Genomic DNA, 12,019 nt, shown 5'->3' on the forward strand with positions numbered 1-12,019 from the left:
GGTGGCCGGTGAGGTCCGGGCGGGGCGGGGAGCACTCCCCGGACAGGGCAGGGCACGGATCACGGTCCGGCCGGGGCGGCGTCCGGTACGGGGGCGCACGCCCTTCGCCGTACTCGTGGTGGTGCTGCTGGCGGCGGGGCTGCTCGGGCTGCTGGCGCTGAACACGGCGCTCAACGAGGGCTCCTTCGAGCTGTCCCGGCTGCAGAAGCAGACCACCGTGGCGACCGACGAGCAGCAGGGCCTCCAGCACCAGATCGACCAGAGCTCGGCGCCGGACGCGCTGGCGAAGCGGGCCGCCGAGATGGGCATGGTCCCGGCCGGCGGGATGGCCTTCCTGGACGTCCCGAACGGCGGCAAGGTGATCGGCACGCCCGGACCGGCGCAGGACAGCCCGCCGGTGAAGCGGTCGACGGTCGAGCCGTGGCCGGTGAAGCAGCAGCCTCCGGCGGCCGGCCAGCCGAGCGCTCCGGCGCCCGCGCCGTCGGTCCCGGTCGCGCCCTCCGCGCCGCCGAGCCCGGCCGCGACGGCCGGCGACTCCGTCGTCCAGATCAACCCGGCCTCCCCGGTCGCGCCCGCTCCGCAGTCGAGCGGGGGTGCCGGCCGATGAGCACGCCACGTCAGCCCTCCGGCGGCTCGGGCTCCGGCAACGGCCGCCGCCCGGCGCCCAAGGGCGCCGCGCCCCGCGCGGGTGCGCCGCGCGGCCAGTCCGGCGCCAAGGCCCAGCCCGCCAAGGGGCAGCCGGCCAAGGGGCAGCCGAAGGCCCAGCCCGCCAAGCCGCAGCCCGCCAAGCCGCAGCCCGCCAAGCCGCAGCCCGCCAAGCCGCAGCCCGCCCGCGGGCAGTCCGCCGCCAAGGCCCAGCCCGCCCGGTCGCAGCAGCCCGGCCGCAGCCCGTCCGCCAAGGCGCAGCCCGCCGGGGCCGGCGCCGCCCGCACCCCGCGGGCGCCGCAGCAGCGCCGCCCCGAGGGCCGCCCGCCGGCCCGCAGCCAGGCCGCCGTCCGGCCGCGCCGCCCGCTGCAGCGCCCCAGGGCGCTCCGGCTGGCCGAGCCCAAGCGCCGCCTGCGAGTGATCACCGTGGCGATGTCGCTGGTGTTCTCGGTGTTCGCCGGGCGCCTGGTGCAGCTCCAGCTGCTGGACGCCGACGCGCTGGCCGCGGACGCCAACACCAACCGCTACCTCAACATCCCGATCACCGCCGAGCGCGGCTCGATAACGTCCTCCGACGGCGTCGCCCTGGCCACCACCGTCGACGCGTACGACATCACCGCCGACCCGGCGATGTTCACCCCGGAGGCGACCGGCATCCCCGACGCCCCGGAGCAGGCGGCGGCGCTGCTGTCGCCGATCATCGGCGTGCCCAAGGACCGGATCGCCGCGGACCTGCACACCCCCAAGACCCGCTACAAGCGGCTCGCCGCCCAGCAGACCCCGGCCGCCAAGAACCAGATCAGCGACCTCAAGGCGGGCCTGGAGAAGCAGGCCGGTTCGCGCACCTGCCAGGCCCAGAAGCGGCTCCTGGGCAAGCCCGCCGACCAGGGCGGCCGCACCCGGGTCGACAACGAGTGCGCCAACCCGCTGGCCGGCGTGTTCAACCGGGAGACCCAGAAGCGGGTCTACCCGGCCGACGGCCTGGCCGCCAACCTGGTCGGCTTCGTCAACGGCGAGGGCGAGGGCGCGGGCGGCCTGGAGCTGCAGTACCAGAAGCAGCTGGCGGGCAAGGACGGGCACAGCAGCTACGCCCAGTCCGGCGGCCGGCTGGTGCCCACCGCAGGCGGGTCGAGGGACCCGGCCGTCCCCGGCAACGACATCAAGCTGACCATCAACCGGGACGTCCAGTGGGCCGCCCAGCGGGCGATCACCGACCAGGTGGCCAACTCGGGGGCGGAGAAGGGCTACGTCGTCGTCCAGGACGTCAAGACCGGCCAGGTCCTCGCCATGGCCACCGCCCCCGGCATCAACCCGAACGACCTCAGCACCGCCAAGCAGTCGCAGCTGGGCAACCCGGCGCTGGTCGACGCCTACGAGCCGGGCAGCACCGCCAAGCTGATGAGCCTGGCCGCCGTGCTGGACACCGGCAAGGCCAACTGGGACACCAAGGTCACCGTGCCCAACCGGCTGGTCCGGGCCGGGCAGCAGTTCAAGGACGACGTCAACCACGACCCCTGGTACCTGACGCTGGCCGGGGTGCTCGCCAAGTCCTCCAACATCGGCACCATCGAGGCGATCGAGACGCTCGGCGCCGACCAGCTGGAGTCCAACAAGGTCCTGGACTCCTACATGCGCAAGTTCGGCGTCGGCCGGCCGACCGGGCTGAACTTCCCGGGGGAAGCCTCCGGGATGCTGAAGAAGCCGGAGGACCTGGTCGCCTCGGAGAAGTACAACATCTCCTTCGGCCAGGGCCCGCTGCAGATGAACGCGCTGCAGGCGACCTCGGTCTACTCGACCATCGCCAACGGTGGCGTCCGGGTCGCGCCGAGCATCGTCCAGGGCGTCACCAGCCCGGACGGCCGGTACACCCCGACCCCGCCGGGCGAGCAGACCCGGGTGGTCGGCGAGCAGACCGCGAAGACCCTCACCTCGATGCTGGAGTCGGTCGTCGACGACGAGCAGGGCACCGGCGGCAAGGCGGCCATCCCCGGCTACCGGGTCGCCGGCAAGACCGGCACCGCCGACCGGGGCGCCGCCAACGGCGTCGGCTACGACGGCTACACCTCCTCCTTCATCGGGTTCGCCCCCGCCGACGCACCCCGGGTGACCGTCTCCTGCACCCTGCAGGGCCCGGTCAACGGCCACTTCGGCGGCCAGCTCTGCGGCCCGGTGTTCAAGCAGGTGATGGAGTTCACCCTGAAGACCCTGCAGGTCCCGCCGAGCGGCAGCCAGGCGCCGAACCTGCCCGTCGAGTGGAAGCCGTGAGCGAGGATGAGCAACGAACGGGCCGGCCTGGACGACGGCGCGGCGAAGGCCCGGTTTGGCCCTGGGCACCCTTCGGCGGATAGCCTTCCCGCCGTGCCGAAACCCGATCAAATCACCGTGAGTCCGCCGCGCCCGGCCGGGACCGCCGCCCTGCCGCTCGCCGAGCTGGCCCGCCAGCTGGGCCTCGACCCCGTCGAGGGGGGTGCCGTCAGCGGCGTCACCCACGATTCCCGCGCGGTGCGCCCGGGCGACGTGTACGTGGCCTTCCCCGGCGCCAACCACCACGGCGCGGCCTTCGCGGCGCAGGCCGCGGCGGCGGGCGCGGTGGCGCTGCTCACCGACCCGGCCGGCGCCGAGCTGGCCGCCGGTACCGGTCTGCCGCTGCTCGTCGTCGACCGGCCGCGGGCCCGGATGGGCGAACTGGCGGCCGCCGTCTACGGCCGTCCGTCCGAGCGGCTGCTGATGATCGGACTGACCGGCACCAACGGCAAGACCACCACCTCCTACCTGGTCGAGGGCGGTCTGCGCGGCGCCGGGCGGGCCCCCGGGGTGATCGGCACCGTCGAGATGCGGGTCGGCAGCGAGCGGATCAAGAGCGAGCGCACCACCCCCGAGGCCACCGACCTGCACGCGATCCTCGCCGTGATGGCCGAGCGCGGCGCCGACGCGGTGACCATGGAGGTCTCCAGCCACGCCCTGGTCTACGGCCGCACCGACGGGGTGGCGTACGACGTCTCCCTGTTCAACAACCTCACGCCCGAACACCTCGACTTCCACCCGGACATGGAGGACTACTTCCAGGCGAAGGCCCGGCTCTTCCAGCCCGGCAAGTCCCGCCACGGCGTGGTCAACCTGGACGACGAGTACGGGCGCCGGCTGGCCGCCGAGGCCGAGATCCCGGTGACCACCTTCTCCGCGAACGGTGCCGTCGAGGCCGACTGGCGGGCCGTGGACGTCCAGCTGGGCCCGGTGAGCTCCACCTTCCGGCTGCTCGGCCCGGACGGCGCCGAGGCCGACGCCGTCGCGCCGCTGCCCGGCCCCTTCAACGTCGCCAACACGGTGGCCGCGATCACCCTGCTGGTCGCCGCCGGGCTGCCGCTGGAGCAGGCCGTCGCCGGCGTCGCCGCCGTCCCCGGCGTGCCGGGCCGGCTGGAGCGGGTGGACGCCGGACAGCCCTTCGTCGCGGTGGTCGACTACGCGCACAAGCCGGACGCCCTGCGGGCCGTCCTCGGCTCGCTGCGCGAGGTCACCAAGGGCCGGCTGCACGTCGTCGTGGGCTGCGGAGGCGACCGCGACCCGCACAAGCGCGGGCCGATGGGCGCCATCGCCGCCCGGCTCGCCGACACCGCCCTGCTGACCAGTGACAACCCGCGCAGCGAGGACCCGCTGGCGATCCTCGCCACCATGCTCGACGGCGCCGCCGCGGTGCCGGAGGCGGAGCGCGGGGCCGTCCTGGTCGTCCCGGACCGGGCGGAGGCGATCCGGCTCGCCGTCGCGCGCGCCCGGGCCGGGGACACCGTGCTGGTGGCCGGCAAGGGCCACGAGCTCGGCCAGTACGTACGAGACGAGATCCGCCCCTTCGACGACCGGGAGGTGCTGCGCGAGTCCGTCACGCAGGCCACGGCCGCCCGGGGCGACCGAGGAGTAGAGCAGCAGTGATCGCACTGACCCTCGCCGAGGTGGCCGCCGCAGTCGGGGGAACCCTGGACGGCGCCGACCCCGACACCCTGGTGACCGGCCCGGTCGAGGTCGACTCGCGGAAGGTGCGCCCCGGCGGCCTGTTCGCGGCCTTCGTCGGCGAGCACGTGGACGGCCACGACTACGCGGCGACCGCCGTCGCGGCCGGCGCCGTCGCGGTGCTGGCCTCCCGCCCGGTCGGCGTCCCCGCCGTCATGGTCGACAGCGTGGTGGACGCCCTCGGCAAGCTGGCCCGCGCCGTCGTCGCCCGAGCCGAGGCCACCGCCGTCGTCGCGCTGACCGGCTCGGCTGGCAAGACCAGCACCAAGGACCTGATCGCCCAGCTGCTCCAGCGCCTGGGCGAGACCGTCTACCCGCCCGGCTCGCTGAACAACGAGATCGGCCACCCGATGACCGCGCTGCGGGTCGAGGCCGGCACCCGGCACCTGGTCATGGAGATGGGCGCCCGGCACAAGGGCGACATCCAGTACCTCACCACGATCACCCCGCCCCGGATCGGCCTGGTGCTGAACGTCGGCACCGCGCACGTCGGCGAGTTCGGCTCCCAGGAGGCGATCGCCGAGGCCAAGGGCGAGCTCGTCGAGGCGCTGCCCGCCGAGGGCACCGCGATCCTCAACGCGGACGACCGGCTGGTGCGCGCGATGACGTCCCGTACCAGGGCGAAGGTGGTCCTGTTCGGCGAATCACCGGACGCCCACGTCCGGGCCACGGACGTTCGCCTGGACGCCACCGGCCGGCCATCGTTCACGCTCACCACCCCGGCCGGTTCCGCGCCCGTGCAGCTGCGCCTGTACGGTGAGCACCACGTCTCGAACGCCCTCGCCGCCGCCGCGGTGGCGGTGGAGCTCGGGATGTCCGTCGACGACACCGCGACAGCCCTGGGCGAGGCGGGTGCGCTGTCCCGCTGGCGCATGGAGGTCGTCGACCGGGCCGATGGTGTCACCGTCGTCAACGACGCCTACAACGCGAACCCCGACTCGATGCGGGCCGCGCTGCGGGCGCTGGTCTCGATGGGGGGCCGCGGTCCGGAGCGCCGTCGCACCTGGGCGGTGCTCGGCGAGATGCGGGAGCTCGGCGAGGACAGCCTGGCCGAGCACGACGCCATCGGGCGGCTCGCGGTCCGGCTCGACGTCACCAAGCTGGTGGCGGTCGGCGGACGAGAGGCGGCCTGCATGGAACTCGGCGCGAGGAACGAAGGTTCGTGGGGTGAGGAGTCGGTGCTGGTGTCCGACGCGGACGCGGCGGTCGAGCTGCTGCGCAGTCAGCTGCTCCCGGGGGATGTGGTCCTGGTGAAGGCGTCCCGTTCGGTGGGACTGGAGAAGGTGGCCGAGGCCCTCCTCGCGGACGGTGTGGCCGAGTAATGAAGCAGATCCTCTTCTCCGGCATGATCGGTCTGATCCTGTCGCTGCTCGGTACCCCCGCCCTGATCAAGCTGCTCGCCAAGCACGGCTACGGCCAGTACATCCGCGACGACGGCCCGAAGGCGCACCACAGCAAGAAGGGCACGCCCACCATGGGCGGCATCGCCTTCATCCTGGCGACCCTGATCGCGTACTTCGCGACCAAGGCGATAACGGGCGAGAGCCCCACCGTCTCCGGGCTGCTGGTGCTCTTCCTGACGGCCGGGCTCGGCCTGGTCGGCTTCCTGGACGACTACATCAAGGTGGTCAAGCGCCGCTCGCTCGGTCTGCGGGCCAAGGCGAAGCTGGCCGGCCAGTCGATCGTCGGCCTCGGGTTCGCCGTGCTGGCGCTGCAGTTCCAGGACGACCGCGGGCTGGCCCCGGCCTCCCAGCACCTGTCCTTCGTGCGGGACTACGGCTGGTCCATCGGCCCGGTGCTGTTCGTCATCTTCGCGTACTTCATGATCGCCGCGATGTCGAACGGCGTGAACCTGACGGACGGTCTGGACGGCCTGGCCACCGGTGCGTCGGTGATGGTCTTCGGCGCCTACACCTTCATCGGCATCTGGGAGTACACCCAGAGCTGCGCCTACTCCATCACCGCCACCGCCAACTGCTACGACGTCCGTGACCCGCTGGACCTCGCCGTCGTCGCCGCCGCCCTGATGGGCTCCTGCTTCGGCTTCCTGTGGTGGAACACCTCGCCCGCCAAGATCTTCATGGGCGACACCGGCTCGCTCGCCCTCGGCGGCGCCCTGGCCGGTCTGGCGATCTGCTCGCGCACCGAGCTGCTGGTCGCGCTGCTCGGCGGCCTCTACGTGATCATCACCCTGTCGGTGATCATCCAGGTCGGCTCCTTCCGGATGACCGGCAAGCGCGTCTTCAAGATGGCCCCGCTGCAGCACCACTTCGAACTCAAGGGCTGGACCGAGGTCCTGATCGTGGTCCGGTTCTGGATCATCCAGGGCCTCTGCGTGGCCGTCGGCCTCGGCCTCTTCTACGCGGGATGGGTGACCGGATGACCGACCCCGGGCTGACGAACCCCGACTTCACCGACCTGCCCGTCGTCGTCGCCGGCCTCGGCGTCTCCGGCATCAGCGCCGCGCGGGTGCTGCGCGGCCTCGGCGCCGCGGTCACCGTGGTGGACGGCGGCAGCGGCCCGGGCCTGGTCGCCCGGGCCGCCGAACTGGAGGCGCTGGGCGCCGCGGTGCGCCTCGGCGACGGCGACAGCCTGCCCGAGGGCACCCGGCTGATCGTCACCTCGCCCGGCTGGGCCCCGGACAGCCCGCTGTTCGCCGCCGCCGACGCCGCCGGCGTCCCGGTCTGGGGCGACGTCGAGCTGGCCTGGCGGCTGCGCCGCCCGCTGCCCGGCACCGGCGAGCCGGCCCCCTGGCTGGCCGTCACCGGCACCAACGGCAAGACCACCACCGTCCAGATGCTCGCCTCGATCCTCACGGCCGCCGGCCGGCGCACCGCCGCCGTCGGCAACGTCGGGGTCTCGGTGCTGGACGCGGTGCTCGCCGAGGAGCCGTACGACGTGCTCGCCGTCGAGCTCTCCAGCTACCAGCTGCACTGGGCGCCCTCGCTGCGCCCGTACTCGGCGGCCGTGCTCAACCTGGCCCCCGACCACCTCGACTGGCACGGCTCGATGGAGGCCTACGCCGCCGACAAGGGCCGGATCTACGAGGGCAACGTCGTCGCCTGCGTGTACAACCTGGCCGACCCGGCCACCGAGGCGCTGGTCCGCGAGGCCGACGTCGAGGAGGGCTGCCGGGCGGTCGGCTTCGGCCTCGGTGCCCCCGGCCTGTCCAACCTCGGCGTGGTCGACGGCCTGCTGGTGGACCGCGCGTTCGTGGCCGACCGGGCCAAGAGCGCGGCCGAGCTCGGCTCCGTCGAGGACGTCAACCCGCCGGCCCCGCACAACATCGCCAACGCGCTCGCCGCGGCGGCGCTGGCCCGGGCCTACGGCGTCGAGCCGAAGGCCGTCCGGGAGGGCCTGCGGGCCTTCCGCCCGGACGCGCACCGGATCGCGGAGGTCGGAGTGGTCCGCGAGGTCGCCTACATCGACGACTCCAAGGCCACCAACACCCACGCCGCCGCCGCCTCGCTGGCCGCCTACCGGCCGATCGTCTGGATCGCCGGCGGCCTGGCCAAGGGCGCGACGTTCGACGACCTCGTCCAGGGCGCGGCCGAGCGGCTGCGGGGAGCCGTCCTGATCGGCCAGGACCGCGCGCTGATCAGGGAGGCGCTGGAGCGACACGCTCCGGATGTCCCGGTGATCGAGGCGGCCGAGGGCCAGACTGGCGCGGTGGCGATGGCCGAGGTGGTCCGTGCGGCCGCGTCGCTCGCCCGATCGGGTGACACGGTGCTGCTGGCGCCGGCCTGCGCCTCGATGGACATGTTCACCAACTACGGCGAGCGCGGCGACCTCTTCGCGGCGGCCGTCCGGGAGCTGGCGGACGCCGGCGAGTGAGCCTCGGGACCGCGCCGACGACCGTCGGCGCCGGATCGGAGCGGCCCTCGGGCGGACGAGCCGCGTACAGGGAGAACGGGTAGGGGCGTGGTGGCGGGGCAGGGCAGAGCGGATTCCGGCGTTTCGGAGCAGGGTGCCGCCGAGCCGTGGCGAGTGATCTCCGCCACCACGACCAAGTACAAGTCGGCCGGGCCGCTGGCCCGGGTCCGGGCCTTCCGGGACCGGCTGCGGTACTGGCTGGACCGCCCGCTCACGCCCTACCTGCTGGTCGTCGGCACCACGCTGCTGCTGGTCGTCCTCGGCCTGATGATGGTGTTCTCGGCCTCGCAGATCCTCGCGCTGGGCCAGCACCACTCGGCCCAGTACTACTTCCTCAAACAGCTGGTCGCGGCCACCCTGGGGCTGGTCCTGCTGATCGGCTTCGCCTCCGTGCCGCTGGCCGTGCTGCGGGTGATCGTCTACCCGGTGATGTTCGGGGTGATCGGCGCGCTCACACTGGTCGCCGTGCCCGGCATCGGGGTGCGGATCAACGGCAACCAGAACTGGCTGGACTTCGGGTTCTTCCAGTTCCAGCCCTCCGAGTTCGCCAAGCTCGCGCTGGTGCTCTGGGGCGCCGACCTGCTCGCCCGTAAGCAGAAGACCGGCACCCTGACCTCCTGGAAGCACCTGCTCGTCCCGTTGGTGCCGGGGGCCCTGCTGCTGCTCGCGCTGATCATGTTCGGCGGCGACATGGGCACCTCGATGATCCTGGTGGCGATGCTGTTCGCGCTGCTCTGGATGGTCGGGGCGCCGCTGCGGCTGTTCGTGGCCACCCTCGGGGTGGCGGTCGTGGTCTGCACCGCGCTGGTGGTGACCGTCCCGCACCGCGCCGAGCGGCTGAGCTGCATCGGCGTCACCAAGCTCGACCCGGAGGGGGCCTGCTTCCAGGCCCTGCACGGCGTCTTCGCGTTCGCGAACGGCGGCGGCTTCGGCACCGGGCTGGGCGCCGGCGTCGAGAAGTGGGGCCAGCTGCCCGAGGCGCACACCGACTTCATCTTCGCCGCGACCGGCGAGGAACTGGGCCTGGTGGGGACGCTGTCGGTGATCGGCCTCTTCGCGGCACTAGGCTACGCGGGTATCCGTGTGGCCATCGGTACGAGGGACCCCTTCGTCAGGTACGCCGCGGGAGCCGCCACCACCTGGATCATGGCGCAGGCCATGATCAACCTGGGGTCGGCGCTGGGACTGCTGCCCATCGCGGGCGTCCCGCTCCCGCTGTTCTCCTACGGCGGTTCCGCCATGCTGTCGGCCATGTCCGCGATCGGAGTGCTGCTGTGCCTGGCGCGCAGCACCTCGGGCGCGAAGGCGGCGCTGGCCGCCCGGAGCAAGAACTCCCGGATCAGGAAGCGACTGGCCCGGGTGCTGCCACGACGACGAACCACAGCGCGCCCGGCCCCGGTGCCGGCACGCAGGGAGCGGTGAATTTCGGTGCATGTCGTACTCGCCGGCGGGGGGACCGCCGGTCACATCGAGCCGGCCATGGCCCTCGCGGACGCCCTCCGCAGGCACGACCCGTCGATCGGGATCACCGCCCTGGGAACGGAGCGCGGTCTGGAGACCCGGCTGGTGCCCGAGCGCGGCTACCAGCTGGAGCTCATCCCGGCCGTCCCGCTGCCCCGCAAGCCCACCCCGGAGCTGATCACCGTCCCGGGCCGGCTGCGCGGGACGGTGCGGGCCGCCCAGGAGATCATCGAGCGGGTCAAGGCGGACGCCGTGGTCGGCTTCGGCGGCTACGTCGCGATGCCCGCCTACCTGGCCGCCAAGCGGGCCGGGGTGCCGATCGTGGTGCACGAGGCGAACGCCCGTCCGGGTCTGGCCAACAAGATCGGCGCCCGCTACAGCGACTTCGTGGCGGTGTCCACGCCGGACAGCAAGCTGCGCGACTCCCGGTACATCGGCATCCCGCTGCGCCGGACCATCGCCACCCTGGACCGCGGCGCCGCCCGTCCGGAGGCCCGGCACTACTTCGGCCTCGACCAGCGGCTGCCCACCCTGCTGGTGTCCGGCGGCTCCCAGGGCGCGCGCCGGCTGAACGAGACGGTCACCGCGATCGCCCCGCGGCTGCAGCAGTACGGCGTGCAGATCCTGCACGCGGTCGGCCCGAAGAACGAGCTGCCGCAGGTGGAGGACATCCCCGGGATGCCGCCGTACCGCGCGGTGCCGTACGTCGACCGGATGGACCTCGCCTACGCGGCCGCCGACCTGATGCTCTGCCGGGCCGGCGCCATGACGGTGGCCGAGCTGGCGGCCGTCGGGCTGCCCGCCGCGTTCGTCCCGCTGCCGATCGGCAACGGCGAGCAGCGGCTGAACGCCCAGCCGATGGTCAAGGCCGGCGGCGGCCTGCTGGTGGACGACGCCGAGCTGACCCCGGACTGGGTGCTGCAGAACGTGCTGCCGGTGCTCACCGACCCGCAGCGGCTGTGGGACATGAGCCGGGCCGCCGCCGAGTTCGGCCGCCGGGACGCCGACGACCTGCTGGTCGGCATGGTCTACGAGGCGATCGAGGCCTCCCGCGGCGGCCGCCGCCGTGGCTGACGGCCGGCTCGCCGACCCGCTGGAGGACGAGCTGGAGGACGAGGAGTCCGCTCCCCGCCTCCGGCTCTCCCGGCGGGGCGTCGTGGTGCTGAGCGTGCTCGGTGCCGCGGTGCTCGGCGTGCTGGCCTGGGTGGTCTTCCTCTCCTCGGTGCTGGACGTGCGCGAGGTCGCCGTCCAGGGGGCGAAGGACGACAAGCTGACGGCGGACCAGGTCCGCGAGGCGATCGGCCGGGTCGGCGACGGCCCGCTGGCCCGGGTGGACCTGGACGCCGTGCAGCACCGGGTGGAGGCGATCCCGCGGGTGGCCAAGGCCGAGGTCTGGCGGGGCTGGCCGCACACCCTCCAGGTGAAGGTCGTCCAGCGCACTCCGGTGGCCGCCGTCAAGGGGGACGACGGCCGGTTCACCCAGGTGGACGCCGCCGGCGTGAGCTTCGCCACCGAGTCGGCCCCGCCGGCCGGGGTCCCGGTGGTGGAACTGCGGCTCAGTCAGCAGGCGAAGGACTCGGACGGGGTCATCTCCCGCGCGCAGCTGGTGCAGGGCGCGGTCTCGGTGGCGGCCGGTCTGCCGCCCGAGGTGGCCAAGCGGGCCGGGGCCGTTCTCGTGCATTCCTACGACGACATCCAGCTGCAGCTCAGCGGGGGTGCGACGGTGCGCTGGGGGAGTCCGGAACAGATCGATCGAAAGGCCCGGGTCCTGGTGGCGTTGATGGGTCAGAAGGGCACGAACTTTGACGTGAGTGCGCCGGAGGCGCCGGCGGTGTCGGGATGATCCGGTAGGTTCTGTGCCTGAGGGAGGGGTTGACGCCTCGAAGTGTCGGCCCGACCCTTGGTGGTCACCCCGGTTTCGTTAGCCGGCCGATGATCACATAGGCTCAAAAGAAAAAGGGAAGCTCGGCGTGTTCGTTGAAACGCGTGCCCGGAGCCACCTAGTGTCCTGTGTCACCAGACTGTGCCCCCTGGTGAT

At 73.3% G+C, this 12,019-nt stretch carries 9 protein-coding genes; all 9 read left to right on the top strand.

Going from position 1 to position 12,019, the window contains the following annotated elements; all coding sequences use genetic code 11:
• Positions 1 to 115 precede the first annotated feature (115 nt).
• The 9 genes from ACIRS1_RS04860 to ACIRS1_RS04900 all read left to right on the top strand — a co-directional run bounded on the left by ACIRS1_RS04860 (position 116) and on the right by ACIRS1_RS04900 (position 11,824).
• On the top strand, positions 116 to 607 hold the full coding sequence (locus ACIRS1_RS04860) for a hypothetical protein (RefSeq protein ID WP_402836791.1): 492 nt from the start codon (positions 116 to 118) through the stop codon (positions 605 to 607).
• Positions 604 to 2,910 (top strand): penicillin-binding transpeptidase domain-containing protein, encoded by a 2,307-nt coding sequence (locus ACIRS1_RS04865; protein WP_402836793.1) that lies wholly within the window; start codon positions 604 to 606, stop codon positions 2,908 to 2,910. Before ACIRS1_RS04860 ends, ACIRS1_RS04865 begins: the two co-directional genes overlap by 4 nt.
• Positions 2,911 to 2,916: 6 nt before the next feature.
• Entirely contained in the window at positions 2,917 to 4,569 is a 1,653-nt protein-coding gene (locus ACIRS1_RS04870) for a UDP-N-acetylmuramoyl-L-alanyl-D-glutamate--2,6-diaminopimelate ligase (protein WP_402836795.1), read from the top strand.
• Positions 4,566 to 5,969, top strand: coding sequence for a UDP-N-acetylmuramoyl-tripeptide--D-alanyl-D-alanine ligase (gene murF, locus ACIRS1_RS04875; protein ID WP_360207347.1), 1,404 nt, complete (start codon positions 4,566 to 4,568; stop codon positions 5,967 to 5,969). Before ACIRS1_RS04870 ends, murF begins: the two co-directional genes overlap by 4 nt.
• Positions 5,969 to 7,030: a phospho-N-acetylmuramoyl-pentapeptide-transferase gene (mraY, locus tag ACIRS1_RS04880; protein ID WP_360207344.1), complete on the top strand. Its 1,062-nt coding sequence runs from the start codon at positions 5,969 to 5,971 to the stop codon at positions 7,028 to 7,030. The genes murF and mraY overlap by 1 nt, the downstream gene beginning before the upstream one ends.
• Positions 7,015 to 8,481, top strand: a complete 1,467-nt coding sequence (gene murD, locus ACIRS1_RS04885) for a UDP-N-acetylmuramoyl-L-alanine--D-glutamate ligase (RefSeq protein ID WP_402836798.1) — start codon at positions 7,015 to 7,017, stop codon at positions 8,479 to 8,481. Before mraY ends, murD begins: the two co-directional genes overlap by 16 nt.
• Before the next feature lie 153 nt (positions 8,482 to 8,634).
• Complete coding sequence (ftsW, locus tag ACIRS1_RS04890) at positions 8,635 to 9,942, top strand: putative lipid II flippase FtsW (RefSeq protein ID WP_402836800.1); 1,308 nt, start codon at positions 8,635 to 8,637, stop codon at positions 9,940 to 9,942.
• Between the two features lie 6 nt (positions 9,943 to 9,948).
• Positions 9,949 to 11,055 (top strand): undecaprenyldiphospho-muramoylpentapeptide beta-N-acetylglucosaminyltransferase, encoded by a 1,107-nt coding sequence (gene murG, locus ACIRS1_RS04895; RefSeq protein WP_360207338.1) that lies wholly within the window; start codon positions 9,949 to 9,951, stop codon positions 11,053 to 11,055.
• Positions 11,048 to 11,824: a cell division protein FtsQ/DivIB gene (locus tag ACIRS1_RS04900; protein WP_387898420.1), complete on the top strand. Its 777-nt coding sequence runs from the start codon at positions 11,048 to 11,050 to the stop codon at positions 11,822 to 11,824. The genes murG and ACIRS1_RS04900 overlap by 8 nt, the downstream gene beginning before the upstream one ends.
• The last annotated feature ends 195 nt before the right edge of the window (positions 11,825 to 12,019 follow it).

It is taken from the genome of Kitasatospora sp. NPDC101176, assembly GCF_044768035.1.
In the GTDB taxonomy this organism is placed as follows: domain Bacteria; phylum Actinomycetota; class Actinomycetes; order Streptomycetales; family Streptomycetaceae; genus Kitasatospora.

Coding starts and splice junctions, on each gene's coding strand:
- ACIRS1_RS04870 (WP_402836795.1), top strand. CDS start 2,917: ATGAGCAACGAACGGGCCGGCCTGGACGACGGCGCGGCGAAGGCCCGG.
- murD (WP_402836798.1), top strand. CDS start 7,015: ATGGGTGACCGGATGACCGACCCCGGGCTGACGAACCCCGACTTCACC.
- mraY (WP_360207344.1), top strand. CDS start 5,969: ATGAAGCAGATCCTCTTCTCCGGCATGATCGGTCTGATCCTGTCGCTG.
- ACIRS1_RS04865 (WP_402836793.1), top strand. CDS start 604: ATGAGCACGCCACGTCAGCCCTCCGGCGGCTCGGGCTCCGGCAACGGC.